We start from the raw sequence: 18169 nt of genomic DNA on the forward strand, positions 1-18169 counted from the left end.
GAAACCCTGGGAAGACCCCATCTTCCCAGGGTGCTGATGCCCCGGTGGCCGCCCTTGCTGGTGCGGTCGCCGGTGGCCGGGGGACTTCCATGTTCGTAGGTGTCGCACGCCTCACCCTCCAGATTCCGGACAGCGGGTCGCTCAAGTCCAAGCGGCAGGTGCTCCGCCGGGTGACGGAACGGGTGAAGGCCCGTTTCAACGTGGCCATGGCCGAGGTCGATGATCAGGATCTCTGGCAGAAGGCCGCGCTCGCCCTGGCGGTGGTAGGGAATGAACGCCGCCACGTGGACGAGCAATTGGAGAAGATCATCCACTTCATCGAGGAGATGTACGTCGCTCCGCTGATGGCGCGGGAGACGGAAATCCTCGGCTTCGGGGACCAGCTGTTCTCCGGCGGGGCCACCCGCTCGCCCGGGCGGGGTCCTCTTCCCCGCAGGGCTTCAGTGGACGAAGAGGACGGTGACGAGGACTCCCTGGACGCGGAGGCCTCGCCCGAGGATGCGGCGGCGCAGTCGGAGGCCGCCATCGCCCGCTTCCTGAGGGGTGACAAGGCGTCGCTGGCGGAGGCGGAGGGGCTGGGGGAGTGGGAGCGCCGGCATGAAGGCGACAACGAGGGGGGCCCCGGAATGGGCCGCCCGTCTCCGTCGGGCGGTGGACGGATGACCTTGGACGAGGCGCGGGCCCGGGCCCGCACCCTTCGCAATCCGCGAGACTGGGAGAAGAAATGACGACGCATTCCCGACCGGAGCGCGTGGGACAGGAAATCCAGGCGGCCATCGGCGACCTGCTCGCCCGGGGCATGCTGAGGGACCCGCGCATCGGCTACATCACGATTACGGGCGTGAAGGTCTCTCCGGACCTCCGCGTGGCCAAGGTCTTCTATTCGATGATTGGCACCGAGCAGGAGCGTGCCGACACGCAGAAGGGGCTGGAGGCCGCCAAGGGCTTCGTGCGCCGCGAGGTGACGTCCACCGTCAACCTGCGCGTGTCGCCCGAAATCTTCTTCTCCTTCGACGAGTCCGTCGGCGAGGGGGACAAGATTGACCGTCTCCTTCGCGAGGTCCGGAGCAAGGAAGGCTGGTAGTTCCAGCCCCGGGCCCACAATATTGGCGTGACATGGACGGCGTCCTGGTCATCGACAAGCCCTCGGGCCCCACGTCTTTTGACGTGGTGCGACAGGTGCGTTCGCTGCTCAAGCTGAAGAAGGTGGGCCACACGGGGACGCTGGACCCGATGGCCACCGGCGTGCTGCCGCTGTGCCTGGGTGAGGCCACCAAGGTGGCGGGCTTCATCACCGAGGGCGACAAGGCCTACGACGCCACGGTGCGCCTGGGCGCGGAGACGGACACCCAGGACGCGCAGGGCCAGGTGACGGCCCGGGCTCCCGTGCCGCCGCTGACGCCCGCCCTGCTGGAGTCCGCGCTGGCGCGCTTCCGGGGCTCCTTCGACCAGGTGCCGCCCATGTACTCGGCGGTGAAGGTGGCCGGGAAGCGGCTGTACGAGCTGGCGCGCGCCGGCGAGGAGGTGGAGCGGGCCGCCCGCCACGTCACCGTGTACGAGCTGGTGCTGCGCGACTACTCCGCGGACCGCCTGCAGCTGTCCGTGCGCTGCTCCAAGGGCTTCTTCGTGCGCACGCTGGCCTTCGATTTGGGCCGCGCGCTGGGCTGTGGTGCCCACCTGGAGGCCCTGCGGCGCACGCACAGCGGCCCCTTCACCCTGGCCCAGGCGCTGCCGCTGGCGGACCTGCCGGCCCTGGCGAAGGAGGGCGCGCTGGCGCCGCGGCTGGTGTCCATGGCGGACGCGCTGGTGGAACTGCCGGAGGTGCGGGTGAGCGCGGCGGAGGCCCAGCGGGTGTCGCACGGCGTGCCGGTGGAGGTGCCCGCGGGGCGGCCCGGACGGGTGCGCGTCATGGGCCCGGACGGCGCCCTGCTGGCGGTGGCCGAAGTGGTGGCCGGACGGCTGCGCTACCTGCGCGTGCTCGTCTAGGAAGAGGGACGCTCCTGTCCACCGTGGCCCATGCCTGGGAGCTCATCGTGGTGGTGGCGCCCGCGCTGCGCGGCGCCTTCGAGGGGCGGCGCGAGCTGCGCCTGGGGATGCCCGCCCATGCCGGGGTGGGGGACGCGCTGGAGTCTCTCTTCAAGCTCTACCCCCGGGCCTGGCCGCACCTGGCGGGCGAGCGGGGCGGCTCCGGGATGTACCTGCACATCGCCCTGGACGAGCGGGCAGGCGAGGAGCTGGCGCACGGCGGCGGGGGACTATCCGCCGGCCTGAAGCTGTATTTCTTCGCACTGTCGAGGACGCCAGGAGCCCGGCGGGCAGGCGTCGAAGGTTGACCCTGTGGGGGGCGGAGCTTATAAGCCCCCCCGCCGTTAGAAGGACGAGACCCGGTCTGTACCCCTCCGCGGACCGTGGTGCCTCGAGCAGTCCTCCACCGGAGTGGGCGAAGGAAGCAACACATGTCGGCATTGCATACCGAGCGCAAGACGGAGCTGGTGGCGAAGTTCCGGACGCATGAGACGGACACCGGCTCTCCCGAGGTGCAGGTGGCGCTGCTGTCCGAGCGCATCAACATGCTCACCGAGCACTTCAAGACGCACAAGAAGGACCACCACTCGCGGCGCGGTCTGCTGAAGCTGGTCGGTCAGCGTCGCCGGCTGCTGGACTACCTCAAGTCCAAGGATGTCACCCGGTACAAGAAGCTCATCGAGGGTCTCGGCATCCGCAAGTAGTCCGCTGAGCAGCAAACGGGGCGCTGGCAGCAACCAGCGCCCCGCGCGTTTAAGACGTATGCGGTAGGAAGCAGTTGGAAGTGACGTTGTCGAAGCGCGGTGGGTGGTGGCGGGCAAGGGAGTGGTGCCGTCGGAGGTTTTGGTTTCCGTTCGGACCGGCTGACCTGAGGGTCAGCCGGTGCGATCAGGGATCAAAAGTTCCGAGACATCCCTCCGGCGCTCCGCAAGCGCCCCCCGCAGTACAGGCTGGCGGTTGCCTGTCGTGCGCCTGTCCCAGGCCCTGGCGACCGCTCATACACCCCGAGGGCCCTCCCGGGGTGCCTGGCCGCATTGTTGCGGGCCGGGTGCGTGCGGTGGGGTCCTCGCCCCTGAAGTACCCAGAGGCACGGACATGCTGAAGAAGAGCGTCAAGATTGGTGAGAGCGAGCTGAGCATTGAACACGGCCGCATGGCGAAGCAGGCCGACGGCTCGGTGGTGGTGCGCTACGGCGACACCATGCTGCTCGTGACGGCGGTGAGCGCGCGGGAGAAGAAGGACGTCGACTTCCTCCCCCTCACGGTGGAGTACCAGGAGAAGCTGTACTCGGCGGGCCGCATCCCCGGCAGCTACTTCAAGCGCGAGGGCCGCCTGACGGAGAAGGAGACGCTGGCCAGCCGCCTCGTCGACCGCTCCCTGCGCCCGCTGTTCCCGGAAGGCTACGCCTACGAGACGCAGGTCATCGCCAGCGTCGTCTCCTCGGACCCGGAGAACGAGGGTGACATCCACGGCATCACCGGCGCCTCCGCGGCGCTGTGGGTGTCGGACATCCCGTTCAACGGCCCGCTGGCCGGCATCCGCGTGGGCCGCGTCGGCGGTCAGCTCGTCGCCAACCCCACCTCGAAGCAGCGCGAGCAGAGTGACCTGGACCTGGTCATGGCCGTCAGCCGCGAGGCCATCGTCATGGTGGAGGGCGGCGCGGAAGAGGTGTCCGAGGCGGACATGGTGGCCGCGCTCGAGTTCGGCTTCAAGACGGCGCAGCCCGCGCTGGACATGCAGGACGAGCTGCGCCGCGAGCTGAAGAAGCAGGTGCGCTCCTTCGACAAGCCCCCCGCGGTGGACGAGGGCCTGCGCGCCAAGGTGCGCGAGCTGGCCATGGACTCCATCAAGGCCGGCTACGGCATCAAGGAGAAGGGTGCCCGCTACGACGCGCTCTCCAAGGCGAAGAAGGAGACGCTCGCGAAGCTCAAGGAGCAGCTGGGCGACGGCTACACCCCGCTCGTGGAGAAGCACGCCAAGGCGGTGGTGGAGGACCTGAAGTACGAGCACATGCGTGAGATGACGGTCAACGGTGGCCGCATCGGCGGCCGTGGCCACGACGTGGTGCGCCCGATTACGAACGAGGTCGGAGTGCTGCCTCGCACGCACGGCAGCGCGCTGTTCACCCGCGGCGAGACGCAGGCGCTCGTGGTGGCCACGCTGGGCACCAGCGACGACGAGCAGCGCCTGGAGATGCTGGGCGGCATGGCCTTCAAGCGCTTCATGCTGCACTACAACTTCCCCCCGTTCAGCGTGAACGAGACCAAGCCGCTGCGCGGCCCGGGCCGTCGTGAAGTCGGCCACGGCGCGCTGGCGGAGCGCGCGCTGCGCAACATGGTCCCCAAGAGCGACTCCTTCCCGTACACGGTGCGGCTGGTGTCGGACATCCTGGAGTCCAACGGCTCCTCGTCCATGGCCTCCGTCTGCGGCGGCACCCTGGCGCTGATGGACGCGGGCGTCCCCATCAAGGCTCCGGTGGCGGGCATCGCCATGGGCCTGGTGAAGGAGGGCGACAAGGTCGCCATCCTCTCGGACATCCTCGGTGACGAGGACCACCTGGGCGACATGGACTTCAAGGTGTGCGGCACCACGAAGGGCATCACCTCCATCCAGATGGACATCAAGATCACCGGCCTCACCACGGAGATCATGAGCCGCGCGCTGGAGCAGGCGCGTCAGGGCCGCATCCACATCCTGGGTGAGATGCTCAAGACGCTGGCGACCTCCCGCAAGGAGATCAGCCAGTACGCGCCGCGCATCACCACCATCCAGATTCGTCCCGAGTTCATCAAGAACGTCATCGGGCCGGGCGGCAAGGTCATCAAGGACATCATCGCCCGCACCGGCGCCGCGATTAACATCGAGGACTCCGGCCGCGTGGACATCGCCAGCGCCAACGGCGACGCGGTGAAGGCCGCCATCGCCATGATTCAGGCGCTCACGCGCGAGGCGGAGATTGGCAAGGTCTACACGGGCACGGTGCGCAAGATTGCCGAGTTCGGCGCCTTCGTGGAGCTGTTCCCCGGCACCGACGGCCTCATCCACATCTCCGAGCTGTCCGACAAGCGCGTCAAGAGCGTGTCCGACGTGCTGAAGGAGGGCGACGAGGTGCTGGTGAAGGTGGTCAGCATCGACAAGACGGGCAAGATTCGCCTGTCCCGCAAGGAGGCGATGGCGGAGCGCGCGGCGGCGCAGCAGCCTGCCGGCGACGGCCTGCCCGCGCAGCCGGCCCCCGAGGCCACCCAGCCGGACGCCAAGGCCTGAAAAGGTCCTGACGCCGGACGGCTCGGGCCCGTGAGGGCCTGAGCGGATGACGCCTCCTTCCGCCACCGCGCGGGAGGGGGCGTTTTCGTTTCGGGCGCGGATGGCTTAGACCGGGGGCAGGGGGCCGTGCGTTGGAGGTGCGAGCCCCGTCCTGGAGGCCTCGTGCCGCCCCGACCGCCCACCGCCTCGCCGCCGCCCTCGAGCTTCCTCTCCGACGTGTCCCGCTTCCTCGGCGGCTTCCGGTGGGCCTTCATGCCGCTGGGGCTGCTGGCGCTGGTGGCCGTGGGTGTCCACTCCGCGGCGGACACGCTGGACGACCGGCTGCTGGCGGTGGTGGACCGGGCGGACGCGCTCTTCGACGCGCTGGTGGGCCGCTACGACGTCACCGCGCCCATGGTGGAGTGGCTGTCGCTGGAGTCGCGCACCCGGCTGGCCCGCATGCTCGCGCTGGCGTGGGAGCTGTCCGCGGACCTCGTGCTGGCACTGCCCGCGCTCGGCTACCGGGAGGCGCGGGCGCCCGCGCCGGCGGAGGCCTGGCGCGCGGCGATGGGGCAGCAGCCGGCCCGGCCCTCGTGGAAGGCGCTGTGGCAGCGGTGCCTGCGCCGGCCCACGCCCATGCGGTGGCTGCGGCCGCTGGCCACGGCGGCGGTGGCGCTGGCGGGGGCGTGCGCGGTGGCGCGGCTCGTCCAGGGCACCGTGTACCTCTCCTGGCGCGAGCTGATGGGGGACGGCGCGGCGGACGTGGTGGCGCGGGGGCTGGCCCTGGGCACGCTGCTGGGCGTGGGGGTGACGCTGGGGTGGCGCGCGGTGCTGCGCAACCTGCAGGCGGCGGACGCGGCCTGTGAGGAAGAGGGAGGCAAGGGGGCCTTCCGCCGCGGGCTGGTGGGGTGCGCGGTGGTGGTGCCGCTGGCGATGGCGGCCGTGTTGGATGCGTCTCCGGTGCTGTCCTTCCTGCGCTGACTGGGGCCCCGTCCATGTTCCCGAGTCGCGCGAAGGGGCTGCTGGACTTCTGCATGGCGGTGCTGTGCCTGTGGGCGGCGTACCACCACACGCCCGCGGGCGCGCTGGTGCGCCGGGGCGCGGCGTGGGCCACCGGGACGCGGAGCACCGCGCGCCCGCTGCTCGCGTACTACGACGGCGTGACGGGCACGTCGCTGTCCGAGCCCCTGGTGGCGCCCGAGGCGCCGCTGGCGAGGCCGCTGACGGACGCGGAGGCGCTGGCCTGGGGCACGCACCTGGCGCTCAAGGGCCTGGACGTGCGCGCGCGGCAGCCCGTGCTGGCGCTGGCCACGGAGGTGGGCGTGTCCTCCACGGCGCTGCTCGACGCGGGGGAGGGGCCGGCCGCCGCGAAGAAGCTGCACGCGGCGCTGGAGGCGGACTTCCCCGGGGACGAGGCGCGGCTGACGGCGCTGTTCGTGGGCCGCGTGCCCGCGCGCTACGCGCTGGAGCGGGTGACGGCGGAGGGTGGGGTGCCCACGCTGGAGCGGCTGGCGGGGCAGCTGCCTCCCGGCTTCGAGGGCGCGTCCGTGGGCGCGGCGCAGGCCCTGGCCCTGGCCACCGCGTTCGGCCTGGCGTGGCCGGTCCACGAGGGCGCGCGGGTGTCGAGCCCCTTCGGCGAGCGCCTCCACCCCGTGCTGGGCACCCGGAAGATGCACACCGGCGTGGACCTCAGCGTGCCCACCGGCACGTCCGTGGTGGCGGTGGCCGCGGGCGTGGTGCGGCGCGCGAGCGAGGACGCCGTGAATGGCCGCGTCCTCGTGCTGGACCATGGGCGCGGCGTGACGACGGCGTACTGCCACAACTCGGAGCTGGTGGTGACGGTGGGGCAGCGGGTGGAGCGCGGGCAGCTCGTCGCCCGCTCGGGCAACACCGGCCGCTCCACCGGGCCGCACCTGCACTACCAGCTGGAGCTCGCCTCGCGGCCCATGGACCCGCTGAAGTTCCGCACCAAGTTGGATGCCATGTCTCGGCCCCTCGGACCATGATTGGGCGTAACTAACATCCATTGCGGAATTCCCGGTGTAGATGGAGGATGCCGGAGTGCTAGGCGCCTATTGACGGTGCTACGGCCCCCTCATGTGCTAACTGGGCTGCTCTTGGAGTTGGATGATGGTAATCATAAGGGACAACTTTGCCGCTCGTGGAATAGTTGTCAGCGGAGCGCAATCTGCGACATCAGCAGATCTCGTCACGTGCGACATATCGGTGGGCGGGGAGTTTAGATACTCAGACGAGGATACTTTTCAGAGTATCTCGGGTGAGCTTGTGTTGCAGCCAAAGACGGCCATTGTTGTTCGCACGGCGGAGCGAGTAGCTATCCCGGATGGGGTTTTTGGCGTCGTGTGTTCGAAGGGGTCCCTCGCCGCTGCAGGATTGGTGGTTGCAAACACAAAAATCGATCCAATGTTTGATGACCATCTGCTTGTCCCGGTGTTCAATTCGGGCGCCAGTGTTGTGCGACTGAAGACTGGAATGGCCTTTGCCTCGCTCTACTTTATTGACTTAGAGAGAAGGTCTTTCGCCGCTGCGCCGCGCAAGGTGTACTTCCCTGTTCAAGGCAAGCGGCCGCGATGGCATTTTATTCGGAAGCATGGTGTGCAAATTTTCGTCGCCGCAATAACGCTTGTGGCGGGCTGTGCTGGGCAGACCGTGGGAGAAGTGATTAAGGAAGTTCGGCAGTCTTGGACTACGTCGAGCGCTTCATCGGCTTCCCAGCCCACTCTTCCTTCTCAAGACGATAGGAATGGCAGGCAAAACGTTGCGCCAACTGCAAAGCCAGAAGGAGAAAGTGCTCAGTGATTCTGTCGCGTCCTGACTTGCAGTCCTTGATTGAATCAAATCCTGGCTTTGTTGTGCGGCAAAGTAACGAGCCAGTGGTTGATGTTGCGTCGATCACCCTGCACCTACATGATACGTTCTCTTGGTACGTGGAGTTTCCAAAGAACCCTTTCGTTCCTCCCCGAGAACTCAAGACGGAATCGCGGACGCTCAATAACGGCGAACTGCTTGACTTTCCTCCCCGAGCAAAGATCCTTGCCAGTTCAGAAGAACATGTGCAGATGCCGCTGGACTGCATGGGGTTTATTCAAACAAAGGGCTCCATTGCTCGCGCATTTGTAATGACGAATATGTGTGATGGTCAGGTCGATGCAGGTTTTCGCGGGCGCATAACGTTTGAGCTTGTGAATCTCGGCGACTTCCTGCTTCAGTTGGCGCCCGGCATGGCGATTGCCCAGTTGTTTGTCGTGAAACTTTCGACGGCATTGAGAAAAGCGGATGCTTATGCTGGTCGGTACCAAGGCGCCGAACGCCCAACCGCTATGCGTGAGGTGAAGGGGCACAAGCCATGACTAACGCATCTGTCGAGACCCTTTTGTGTGTGGAAAGTGCATGGGTTGCTCGTTCTCTGGCTGAAGGCTTTTCTAGATTGCCAAGCGACAAGATTGGAGCACTCATCCCTCCTGGGCATCTTTGGCTCGGCCCTAGGTCTGTATTGGAGACCGCAGAGGCGTTCCGCCAGCTTGTTGTTTACTGTGTGGTTATCTCAGGTGAGCGCATTCTTATCTTTAGGCGAGAAAAGTCTGGCGAGTCTCGACTCAAGGGGCTCCATTCCATTGGCCTGGGAGGACATGTTAATGTGAGTGACGTTGTAGCAAAAGACGGAGTGGTGGATTTGAGGACGACAATCGACCGCGCTGTTCAACGTGAGTTGGCCGAGGAGATTGACTGGCAGGGAGCGTCGCAGAAGATCGACAGTCAGTGGATGGGCTACTTACGTGATGATAGTACTGAAGTCTCCCGCGTTCATTTGGGGATTATTGCTGTTTGTGATGTTGGTGTGGACTTCGGATCCATTCGAGTTCGCGATGGAACTTCCGCTTTTGAGAATGTCTCCTATCTTTGTGGCGGGATGTACCAACTGGAAACGTGGTCATCTACTCTGCTCTTGGATTGGCCGTTCTTGACTGGCAGGAAGGAAGGTTTCAGAAGCGAAGTCGGGTGACCCTCGATTGTTAATGAGGAGCATTGCCTGCTTTGTGCGGCGCATCGATAGTGTGCCAATTAGCGTAGTTTGGAAACATGGGTGCCGAGTGAGTACTCAGCGAAGCCAGCCGCATGGCTCGTGCTACTCTTGAGGGCATGCGTACCCAACTGATTGTGCCAGTGCGTCGTGTGAGCACCCACCCAACTCCACTGCCACTACCTCGCTATTGGACGAGGGACTCCGTAGGGCTAGACCTCCATGCGGATATTGATGGAGAGCGCGTGCTACATCCGATGGAGCGGACGCTTGTGCCTACAGGTATTGCGGTGGCGATCCCACTCGGCTACGAGGGGCAGGTTCGACCTCGCTCAGGTCTGGCGCTACATCATGGCATCACAGTCCTCAACTCACCAGGTACTGTTGATGCGGACTACCGTGGGGAGATCATGATTCTCCTCATAAATCTTTCCCGGGAGCCCTACACTTTTCAAAGGGGGGATCGCGTCGCCCAGCTTGTGATAGCCCCTGTCGCACATGTAGTATTGCGCGAAGTGGAGGTCCTGGACTAGCTCCTTTTCGTCAAGTCACGGGCCTCTAGGCACCGGACTCCGCTCGTCGTTCCTTGCTGTCAGGGGAGCGGGCAGAATATGAGGTTGAGCCGCCCCCCGTGGTGGCCATCCCCCGACTGGCCCCTGGAGTCCCACCGCTTTGCTTTGCCACCGTTGCGGCAGTCACGTCCCACCGACGACAGACACCTGCCCCACCTGCGGGCTGAAGTACGACGCGACGTCGCGCCCCCAGGCCGGCGCCGCGCGCAGGCGGGGTCTGGAGGGCGCTCCCTACAAGCCGGGGGACGTCGTCGCCGGCCGCTACGCCATCCAGGAGGTGGTGGGCTCCGGCCCCATGGGCTTCGTCTTCCGGGCCCAGGACCAGGAGATTGACGTCGAGCTCGCCCTCAAGGCCGTGCACCCGCGCCTGGTGCAGCAGCCGGAGGAGCGCACCCAGTTCTCGCTGTCGCTGCGCGTGGGCAAGAAGCTCAACCACCCCAACCTCCTGCGTGTGTACGAGGAGGGCCAGGAAGGAGACCGGCCCTTCTTCACCATGCAGCTGCTGGAGGGGATGACGCTGCGGCGGATGCTGGAGCAGCGCGCCACGCGTGGACAGCTCTTCTCCCTGAAGGACGTGGAGCCGCTGGTGGCCCAGATGGCCGCCGCGCTGGACGCCGCGCACCGCTTCGGCCCGCACTCCGACCTCAAGCCGGAGAACGTCATCGTCCTGCCGGACCTCTTGAAGGTGACGGACTACGGGCTCGGGCTGGCGGTGCCGCACCTGCCCTTCGTCCAGGCCCAGAAGGGCCACCGCGCGGACGTCTACATCGCCCCGGAGTACATCGCCGGCGGCGAGCTGGACACGCGCATGGACGTGTACTCGCTCGGCGTCATCCTGGGCGAGCTCGTCGCGGGGCTGCTCCCGGAAGAGGGCGTCATCCCCGGGCTGTCGATGCACCACCCGGACCTGCCGACGTCCTTCGAGGCGCTCTACCGGCGCGCGCTCAACCCCAACCCGCTGGCCCGTCCGAAGACGGCCGGGGAGCTGCACGCGGAGCTCGCCAGCATCCTCTCGCGCACGCCGGCCGCCATCGTGACGGCGCAGCGCGCGCCTCCGGGCTCACAGGCCGCGAAGGCCGTGTCCCGGCCTCCGCCGCCTCCGCCGGTGCCCACCGGCATGCTTCCCTCCGTCCCGCTCGAGCTGGCCCCGCCCAGAGTCGCCTCGCCCGGTGTCGCCGCGCCCAGGCCCCTTCCTCCCGAGGAGGAGGAGCCGCCCCCGCCCGACGCCACGCAGCCCCTGGATGCGGCGACGCTCGCGGCCATCATGGGCGGCGCGCTGCCGCCGCCGGGAGGAGGCGGCGGGCACCCATCGCAGCGGCTGACGGAACAGGCCCTGCCGTTCGTCACCCCGCCCGCGCCCAGGGCGCCTGCGGCCCCCGCGCCCCGGCCCTCGGGACCGGTGCCCTCCATGCCGTCTCCGGCGCCCCGGCCTTCGGGGCCGGTGCCCTCCCTGTCATCGCCGCCCGCGCCCCGGTCTCCTCCGGCGCAGGCGCCCACCGCGCAGCCCCGGGCCTCCTCGGCGCGCATGGAGGCGGAGACGGCTCGCTCCAGCGCGCCCACCCTGGATGCTGGGCCCTCGGTCTCCGGCGTGCGCGCCAGCATGCCGACGCTGGAGGCCACTCCGGCGGTGTCCGCTGCTCGGACGGCGCCGCGCACCCTGGACCTGTCGCCCGCGGTCTCCGGCGCACGCTCCGGGCCGCGCACGCTGGACTCCTCGCCCGCGATGTCGGGAGCCCGCTCGGGCGCGCGGCGTCTGGACTCGCCGACGACGTCCGCGGCGCGCTCCGCCCCGCGAATCGGCGCGCTGCCCACGCAGCCCGTCATGCGGGCGGCGAAGTCGAAGTCGCGCTCCACCCTGTGGATGGTGCTCCTCATCATCGGCGGACTCGCCCTGGGCCTCGGCGGCGGATATCTGCTGATGCGCCTGCGCCAGCAGTCGCTGGCCTCCGCGAACCCGGCGGGCCCCGTGCCGCTCGGTCAGGGAGGCCGCGAGGGCGTGGTTCCTCCCGCTGGCGAGGGGACTTCCGCCGTGGCCGCGCCCGTGGGGGACTGTCCCGCGGGGATGCGCCGGGTGAGTGGCGGCGCGTTCAAGATGGGGACGCCGGCGGACGACTCGATGAAGTTCCTCGACGAGCTCCAGCTCACCACCCTGCAGGTGCCCACCTTCTGCATCGACGAGTACGAGTACCCCAACCAGGCCGGGCAGGCGCCGAAGGTGGAGGTGAGCTGGGAGGAGGCCCGCGCCCTGTGCGAGGGCGCGGGGAAGCGGCTGTGCTCGGAGGCGGAGTGGGAGAAGGCCTGCAAGGGCCCGGGCAACGCGCGCTTCCCGTACGGCAACCCGTACGACGCGAACACCTGCAACACCGGGGACACCTCGGGGGTGGACCGCAAGGTGGCGGTCTCCGGCGCCTTCAAGGACTGCCGCTCCGCCTATGGCGTGGTGGACCTGGCCGGCAACGTGGCGGAGTGGACGGCCACGAAGTTCGACAAGGTGGACTTCACGCAGAAGGGTGGCGCGTTCAACCGGCAGGACTATGCGTCGCGCTGCTCGGCCCGGAGAAACGGCGCCCCGACGGAGCGCTCGGGCTCGGTGGGCTTCCGCTGCTGCGCGGGTGCGAGGCCCTGAGCCTCTGTGCTCCTGTGCCGTGAAGGGCTCGCTCGCCGGGCCCTACGGCCAATGGCCAACAGTCCGTGTGACGTCGCCGGCCTGACCGCCAGCGAAAGCGCTCGAACAGAGTATCCGTACGACGGACGACGTGCTGCGGGGCATTGAGCGGATGACGAAGACAGGTCATCCGTCGAGGCGTGCGGAAAAGAGTTGAGAAGCCTGAGTGGCTGCGCGTCGCCGAGGAGTTCGAAGCGAGCGGGCTGACGCAGCGGGAGTTCGCCGGGCGCCAGGGGCTGCGCCTGAGCACCTTGCAGTCGTGGGTCTACCGACGCAGGCGCCAGGAGAGCGCCGTGGCGCAGCCGCCCGTGCGCCTGTTGCCGGTGCAGGTGAGCCGCGCGCCCGTCTCGGGTGAGGACTCGCTGGAGGTTGTCATCGCCGGGGGCGTGCGGGTGCGGTTCGGGCCAGGCACGGACGTGGACTACGTGGCCCGGCTGGTAGCGGCGCTGGGGCGCACCACGTGCTGACACTGCCGGCCTCGGTGCGCATCCTGCTGGCCACCGGGCCGGTGGACATGCGCAAGTCCATTGACGGCCTCATGGCGCTGGTACGCACGGGCTGGGGCGAGGACGTCTACTCCGGCCACCTCTTCGCCTTCGTCAGCCGGCGGGGAGACCGGGTGAAGATTCTCACCTTCAGCCGGGGCGGCTTCGTCCTGTACTACAAGCGCCTGGAGACGGGCCGCTTCCGGCTACCGCCCGTGGACGCCGACGCGCAGTCGGTGCAACTGGACGCCACGCAGCTGGCGATGCTGCTGGACGGCATCGACGTGGCCGAGGTGAAGCGCCAGCCCGCCTGGACGCCCCCAGGGCGGACAGGTAGCTGAGCACGTCACGTGGAGAATGCCCTACCCGAGGCGTTGTTACGCGTGGGTGCCCCGAGTCCTTCCCCTCGACCACCATTGTCCCTGGCGCGAGGAAGCCGAGGAGCTCAAGGCGGAGGTGGGCCGTATCGGCGGGGAGCTGGACGTCCTCAAGGGGCAGATGGCGGCCCTGCAGCGCCACGTCTTCGGCAAGAAGGCGGAGAAGCTGCCGACGGTGGCAGCCGAGCTGCGCGGGGAAGAGACGGGGGCGGAGGCGAAGGCCGCGCGGGAGGCGGCGGCACTGAAGAAGCGGCGCGAGCGAGCGGCCCGCAAGGCCGAGGGGGCGCCCACGCGCGAGATTCGCCACGCCGTCCCGGCCGAGGAGCGCCACTGCCCCGCCTGCGGCAGCGAGGACTTGAAGCCGCTGGGCAAGGGCCGCACCACCGAGGTGTACGAGTACCTGCCCGCCCGCTTCGAGCGGCAGGTGCACGTGCAGGAAGTCCTCTCGTGCAAGTGCGGCGGGGGCGTGGTGACGGCGCCCGCGCCCGCCAAGGTGGTGGACAGGGGCGAGTACGGCCCCGGCTTCCTCGCCCACGTGGTGACGTCCAAGTGCGCCGACGCCATGCCCCTGCATCGGCTCGCTCAGCGGATTGAGAGAGGCGGGGTGCCGATGAGCCGCAGCACCCTGACGGACCTCTTCCACCTGTCCGCCTCGGTGCTGCTGCCGCTCTCGCGCCACCTCTTGCAATGCATTGCGTCCGCCGAAGTGGTGTGGGCCGACGAGACGCCGCTGCGAGTGCTGGACGCGAAGAAGACGCGTCTGGGCTACCTCTGGACCTTCCTCACCCAGAACGAGAAGGGCCAGTGGCTCATCGGCTACCGTTTCAGCATGGGACGCGGGGGCAAGACGCCCCAGGACGTGCTGGGCGGCACCACGGGCGCGCTCGTGGTGGACGGGTACACCGGCTACAACCCGGTGACGCTGCCGGACGGACGCACCCGCGTCGGGTGTTGGGCTCATGCCCGCCGCCGCTTCTTCGACGCGCTCGCCACCGCGCCCGAGGCGCGCGAGGCTCTGGACTTCATCCTGGCCCTCTACCGGGTGGAGGCCCAGGCGCGCGAGGCGCTGGTGGTGCGCACGGCCGTCCACCGCGAGCTTCGCCAACTTCACAGCGCGCCCGTCCTCGCGCAACTGCGCGCCTGGCTGGAGACGCAGACCCCACGGCATCCTCCCAAGGGGCCGCTGGGGCAGGCCATTTCCTACGCGCTGAAGCAATGGGACGCCCTGAGCCGCTTCGTCTCGGATGAACGCCTGCCCTTGGACAACAACCGGAGCGAGGCGGCCCTGCGCAAGGCAGCGCTGGGCCGGAAGAACTTTCTCTTCGTGGGCCACGAGGCCGCGGGTGAAAACCTCGCCGGTCTCTACGCGCTGGTGGCCACCTGCGAGGCCAACGACGTCAACCCCGAGGACTACCTCGCGGACGTGCTGCTGCGCGTCCAGACGCACCCCGACTCGCGCATCGGCGAGATGCTGCCCCACGAGTGGAAGCGCCTGCGCGCCGCCGACTCCTCCTGAGCACCGTCGCTCACGTCCGCCCCGCTCACGCCCACCGCCGAGCACAGCGCCCGTCCATCCTCAAGCGGTCCGGCACGTCGTCCGCCGTACGGATACCGAACAGAAGCGCTGGCGGTGGGGCGACGGGAGGGGTAGGACCCGCCGCGAGGAAGTCAGGTCCGTCCTCCGACGCCGTGCTGGAGTGGCTCCGGCTCACGGCGCGGTGGACCTTGCCGCGAAGGTCTGCCCGTGATTCCGCGATACAGCCGACAGGAGATGTCCTCCCTCTGGTCCGACGAGGCCCGCTACCGCCGCTGGCGCGACGTGGAGCTCGCCGCGCTGGAGGGCATGGTGGAGGCGGGGCTCGCTCCCCGCGAGGCGCTGGCCGACTGCCTCCAGAAGGCCGGCGACTTCACCGCCGCCGACGCCGCGAAGATTGAGGAAATCGAGCGCACCACCAAGCACGACGTCATCGCCTTCCTCACCTTCATGGAGGAGCGGGTGGGGCCCAGCGCGCGCTGGCTGCACCTGGGCATGACGTCCTCGGACGTGCTCGACACGTCCCTGGCGCTCACGCTGCGCGACGCGCTGGACCTCATCCTCAAGGACCTCGAGCGCGTCATGGCCGCGGTGGAGAAGCGCGCCTTCGAGCACAAGCACACGCTCCAGATGGGCCGCAGCCACGGCATCCACGCCGAGCCGATTACGTTCGGCCACAAGCTGGCCATCTGGTTCGACGAGCTGCGCCGCGGCCGCACGCGCCTCCTGCACGCGCGCGACACCATCGCCGTGGGCAAGATTTCCGGCGCGGTGGGCACCTTCGCGCACCTGCCTCCGGCGGTGGAGGAGCACGTCTGCCGCAAGCTGGGCCTCAAGCCTGCGCCGGCCTCCAGCCAGGTGGTGCAGCGCGACAGGCACGCGGAGTTCTTCACCGCGCTGGCGCTCCTGGGCTCGAGCATCGAGAAGTTCGCGGTGGAGATTCGCCACCTGCAGCGCACCGAGGTGCGCGAGGCGGAGGAGCCCTTCACGGCGGGACAGAAGGGCTCCAGCGCGATGCCGCACAAGCGCAACCCCATCCTCTCCGAGAATCTCACCGGCCTGGCGCGCCTGCTGCGCGGCTACGCGGTGAGCGCCATGGAGGACGTGGCGCTGTGGCACGAGCGGGACATCTCGCACTCCTCCGTGGAGCGCGTCATCGGCCCGGACGCCACCATCCTCATGGACTTCATGCTCGTGCGCTTCGCGCGGCTGATGGAGGACCTGCGCGTCTACCCGGAGCAGATGAAGAAGAACCTGGACCTGCTCGGCGGCGTGGTGAACTCGCAGCGGCTGCTGCTGGAGCTGGCGCGCAAGGGCATGGACCGGCAGGCCGCGTACGTCATCGTCCAGCGCAACGCGATGAAGCTGTACGAGGAGGGCACCGACTTCCGCAAGGCCCTGCTCTCGGACGCGGACCTGGCGAAGATGATGACGCCCGAGGAGATTTCCGACTGCTTCTCCCCGGGCTACCACACGCGGCACATGGACGACGTGTTCCGCCGCGTGTTCGGCCGGAGCGAGTAGTCCCCCGGCCCTGGGGGAAGCGGGCCGGAGCCACGGGGGCTCCGGCCTCGCGAGGGCCTACTTGAGGTAGCCCTTCGCGCGCAGGTTGCGCTCGATTCGAGCGTGCACGTCACCGGGCTCCAGCGTCAGCGGCGCGCCGGTAATCCGCTCGTAGGCGGCGAGGTACTTGGTGGCCAGGTCCTCGCGCACGCTGTCGGGGATGACGGGCGGGGTGCCCTGGCCGGAGAAGTTCCGCTCGCGGATGAGCCACTGGCGGATGTTCTCCTTGTCCAGCATGCGCTGGTCCTCGCCCTTCGCGAAGCGCGCCTCGTACTCGTCCGCCACCCAGTAGCGGCTGGAGTCCGGGGTGTGCATCTCGTCGATGACGTAGAGCGTGTCGCCCACCTTGCCGAACTCGTACTTGGTGTCGACGAGGATGAGGCCCCGCGTCCTCGCCCACTTCTGGCCCTCCAGGAAGAGCCCCTTCGCGGCCTCGGTGACGCGCGCCCAGTCCCTCGGCGTGGCGAGCCCTCGCGCCAGCAGGTCCTTCTCGGAGATGGGCTCGTCGTGCTGGCCGTACTCCGCCTTGGTGGACGGGGTGATGATGGGCTCGGGGAAGGCCTCGTCCTTGCGCATGCCTTCCGGGAAGGGCACGCCGTAGACGGTGTGCGTGCCCTTCTGGAAGTCGCGCCACAGGCTGCCGGTGAGGTAGCCGCGGACCACGACTTCAATCGCGAAGGGCTGGCAGGCGCGCGCCACGGTGACGTTCGGGTCCGGCACGTCCAGCACGTGGTTGGCGCAGATGTGCTTCGTGCGCTCGAACCAGAAGGCGGAGAGCCGGTTCAGCACCTCGCCCTTGAAGGGAATGGTGGTGAGGATGTGGTCGAACGCGGACAGCCGGTCCGTGGTGACGAGGACGAGCCTGTCCCCCTGCCGGTACGTCTCGCGGACCTTGCCGCGGTACTGCTGGCCGAGCGACGGCAGGTCCGTCTGCTGGAGCGTGAGGGAGAGCTGAGCGTGAAGTGCGGAGGTGTCCACAAGCGCCTCGAGGTCCACCCCTCGCTGGGAGTGGCGAGAGAAAGGTGGGCCTTCCGTTGGAGGCGCGCGACTCTACTGGAGCGTCGCCGGCATGGAAGCGGGACCGTACGCCGCCGCCAGGTACAGGAAGGCCGGGTTGATGCGCAGGATTCCGTCCACGTAGGCCACCGCGTACGGCGAGCCCGAGGCCCGGTCCACCTGCACCGCACCCTCCGGGTGGATGCCCCAGTGGGCAAGCAGCGTGCGGGCCACCAGCTCCGCAGCCTCGCGCTCGGACAGGCCCTGCAGGCCCTCGCGGCGGTCCTCCGGCCAACGCTCGCCGGCGCGCGCATCGAACACCAGCTGGATGCCGCCGCCCGCGTCTGGAGACTGGAAGAGGTCCATCTTCGCGTCGAAGCCCCGCGCCGCGAGCAACTCCCCCTGCTGGGTGATGGGGAACAGCACGAGCGCCTGCGCCGCCTGGCCGGCTTCCACCACGGACTGGCGGGCCACCTCGCGGAACAGCTCCAGCCGCGTCGCCGGGGACTCGAACTCCAGGAACTCCGGCGGGTTGGTGAGGGCCTGTCGGGCGCTCATCGTGGCGCGCGCGGGCACGCCAGCCTCACCACAGGCGGTGAGGACGGTGACGAGCGAGAGGAGCAGCCCAGGGAGCCAGCGACGCATACGAGCGGGAATATACCGATCT

At 68.6% G+C, this 18169-nt stretch carries 19 protein-coding genes; 17 read left to right on the plus strand and 2 right to left on the minus strand.

The window, feature by feature from the left end; genetic code table 11:
* Window positions 1–89 precede the first annotated feature (89 nt).
* The 17 genes from ACX9TP_RS11445 (at window position 90) to purB (ending at window position 16467) form a co-directional block, all read left to right on the plus strand.
* The gene (locus tag ACX9TP_RS11445) at window positions 90–728 is read left to right on the plus strand and encodes a DUF503 domain-containing protein (RefSeq protein WP_482979740.1); all 639 of its coding nucleotides are present in this window, start codon (window positions 90–92) and stop codon (window positions 726–728) included.
* Complete coding sequence (gene rbfA, locus ACX9TP_RS11450) at window positions 725–1084, plus strand: 30S ribosome-binding factor RbfA (protein ID WP_163995726.1); 360 nt, start codon at window positions 725–727, stop codon at window positions 1082–1084. Before ACX9TP_RS11445 ends, rbfA begins: the two co-directional genes overlap by 4 nt.
* 32 nt (window positions 1085–1116) lie before the next feature.
* The gene (gene truB / locus ACX9TP_RS11455; RefSeq protein WP_163995725.1) at window positions 1117–1986 is read left to right on the plus strand and encodes a tRNA pseudouridine(55) synthase TruB; all 870 of its coding nucleotides are present in this window, start codon (window positions 1117–1119) and stop codon (window positions 1984–1986) included.
* Between the two features lie 23 nt (window positions 1987–2009).
* The gene (locus ACX9TP_RS11460; RefSeq protein WP_482979741.1) at window positions 2010–2333 is read left to right on the plus strand and encodes a hypothetical protein; all 324 of its coding nucleotides are present in this window, start codon (window positions 2010–2012) and stop codon (window positions 2331–2333) included.
* 123 nt (window positions 2334–2456) lie between these two features.
* Window positions 2457–2729, plus strand: a complete 273-nt coding sequence (gene rpsO, locus ACX9TP_RS11465) for a 30S ribosomal protein S15 (protein ID WP_163995723.1) — start codon at window positions 2457–2459, stop codon at window positions 2727–2729.
* A 391-nt stretch (window positions 2730–3120) separates the two neighbouring features.
* The gene (gene pnp / locus ACX9TP_RS11470) at window positions 3121–5289 is read left to right on the plus strand and encodes a polyribonucleotide nucleotidyltransferase (RefSeq protein WP_482979742.1); all 2169 of its coding nucleotides are present in this window, start codon (window positions 3121–3123) and stop codon (window positions 5287–5289) included.
* Window positions 5290–5451: 162 nt separating this feature from the next.
* Entirely contained in the window at window positions 5452–6249 is a 798-nt protein-coding gene (locus tag ACX9TP_RS11475) for a hypothetical protein (RefSeq protein WP_482979743.1), read from the plus strand.
* A 14-nt stretch (window positions 6250–6263) separates the two neighbouring features.
* Entirely contained in the window at window positions 6264–7274 is a 1011-nt protein-coding gene (locus ACX9TP_RS11480) for a M23 family metallopeptidase (protein ID WP_482979744.1), read from the plus strand.
* 121 nt (window positions 7275–7395) lie between these two features.
* Window positions 7396–8088 (plus strand): dCTP deaminase domain-containing protein, encoded by a 693-nt coding sequence (locus tag ACX9TP_RS11485; protein ID WP_482979745.1) that lies wholly within the window; start codon window positions 7396–7398, stop codon window positions 8086–8088.
* Window positions 8085–8639, plus strand: a complete 555-nt coding sequence (dcd, locus tag ACX9TP_RS11490) for a dCTP deaminase (RefSeq protein ID WP_482979746.1) — start codon at window positions 8085–8087, stop codon at window positions 8637–8639. The genes ACX9TP_RS11485 and dcd overlap by 4 nt, the downstream gene beginning before the upstream one ends.
* A complete protein-coding gene (locus ACX9TP_RS11495; protein WP_482979747.1) occupies window positions 8636–9292 on the plus strand; it encodes a hypothetical protein in 657 nt (218 codons plus the stop codon). Before dcd ends, ACX9TP_RS11495 begins: the two co-directional genes overlap by 4 nt.
* A gap of 137 nt (window positions 9293–9429) precedes the next feature.
* Entirely contained in the window at window positions 9430–9843 is a 414-nt protein-coding gene (dut, locus tag ACX9TP_RS11500) for a dUTP diphosphatase (RefSeq protein ID WP_482979748.1), read from the plus strand.
* Window positions 9844–9982: 139 nt separating this feature from the next.
* A complete protein-coding gene (locus ACX9TP_RS11505; RefSeq protein ID WP_482979749.1) occupies window positions 9983–12508 on the plus strand; it encodes a protein kinase domain-containing protein in 2526 nt (841 codons plus the stop codon).
* Window positions 12509–12687: 179 nt separating this feature from the next.
* Window positions 12688–13014 carry an IS66 family insertion sequence element accessory protein TnpA gene (gene tnpA, locus ACX9TP_RS11510; RefSeq protein WP_482979750.1) on the plus strand — a complete coding sequence of 109 codons (327 nt, stop codon included), beginning with the start codon at window positions 12688–12690 and terminating at the stop codon, window positions 13012–13014.
* Window positions 13008–13373, plus strand: coding sequence for an IS66 family insertion sequence element accessory protein TnpB (gene tnpB / locus ACX9TP_RS11515; protein WP_482979751.1), 366 nt, complete (start codon window positions 13008–13010; stop codon window positions 13371–13373). Before tnpA ends, tnpB begins: the two co-directional genes overlap by 7 nt.
* A gap of 46 nt (window positions 13374–13419) precedes the next feature.
* Entirely contained in the window at window positions 13420–14925 is a 1506-nt protein-coding gene (tnpC, locus tag ACX9TP_RS11520; RefSeq protein WP_482979752.1) for an IS66 family transposase, read from the plus strand.
* 228 nt (window positions 14926–15153) lie between these two features.
* Window positions 15154–16467 (plus strand): adenylosuccinate lyase, encoded by a 1314-nt coding sequence (gene purB, locus ACX9TP_RS11525; RefSeq protein ID WP_482979753.1) that lies wholly within the window; start codon window positions 15154–15156, stop codon window positions 16465–16467.
* A gap of 57 nt (window positions 16468–16524) precedes the next feature.
* Here the strand turns inward: purB and ACX9TP_RS11530 are convergent, their stop codons facing one another.
* Both ACX9TP_RS11530 and ACX9TP_RS11535 read right to left on the minus strand, forming a co-directional pair.
* On the minus strand, window positions 16525–17484 hold the full coding sequence (locus ACX9TP_RS11530; protein ID WP_482979754.1) for a phosphoribosylaminoimidazolesuccinocarboxamide synthase: 960 nt from the start codon (window positions 17482–17484) through the stop codon (window positions 16525–16527).
* Between the two features lie 72 nt (window positions 17485–17556).
* Window positions 17557–18147 (minus strand): hypothetical protein, encoded by a 591-nt coding sequence (locus ACX9TP_RS11535; protein WP_482979755.1) that lies wholly within the window; start codon window positions 18145–18147, stop codon window positions 17557–17559.
* Between the last annotated feature and the right edge of the window lie 22 nt (window positions 18148–18169).

Source organism: Pyxidicoccus sp. M15 (assembly GCF_056858435.1).

Coding starts and splice junctions, on each gene's coding strand:
- dut (WP_482979748.1), top strand. CDS start 9,430: ATGCGTACCCAACTGATTGTGCCAGTGCGTCGTGTGAGCACCCACCCA.
- truB (WP_163995725.1), top strand. CDS start 1,117: ATGGACGGCGTCCTGGTCATCGACAAGCCCTCGGGCCCCACGTCTTTT.
- ACX9TP_RS11535 (WP_482979755.1), bottom strand. CDS start 18,147: ATGCGTCGCTGGCTCCCTGGGCTGCTCCTCTCGCTCGTCACCGTCCTC.
- ACX9TP_RS11480 (WP_482979744.1), top strand. CDS start 6,264: ATGTTCCCGAGTCGCGCGAAGGGGCTGCTGGACTTCTGCATGGCGGTG.
- ACX9TP_RS11485 (WP_482979745.1), top strand. CDS start 7,396: ATGATGGTAATCATAAGGGACAACTTTGCCGCTCGTGGAATAGTTGTC.
- rpsO (WP_163995723.1), top strand. CDS start 2,457: ATGTCGGCATTGCATACCGAGCGCAAGACGGAGCTGGTGGCGAAGTTC.
- ACX9TP_RS11495 (WP_482979747.1), top strand. CDS start 8,636: ATGACTAACGCATCTGTCGAGACCCTTTTGTGTGTGGAAAGTGCATGG.
- pnp (WP_482979742.1), top strand. CDS start 3,121: ATGCTGAAGAAGAGCGTCAAGATTGGTGAGAGCGAGCTGAGCATTGAA.
- rbfA (WP_163995726.1), top strand. CDS start 725: ATGACGACGCATTCCCGACCGGAGCGCGTGGGACAGGAAATCCAGGCG.
- ACX9TP_RS11445 (WP_482979740.1), top strand. CDS start 90: ATGTTCGTAGGTGTCGCACGCCTCACCCTCCAGATTCCGGACAGCGGG.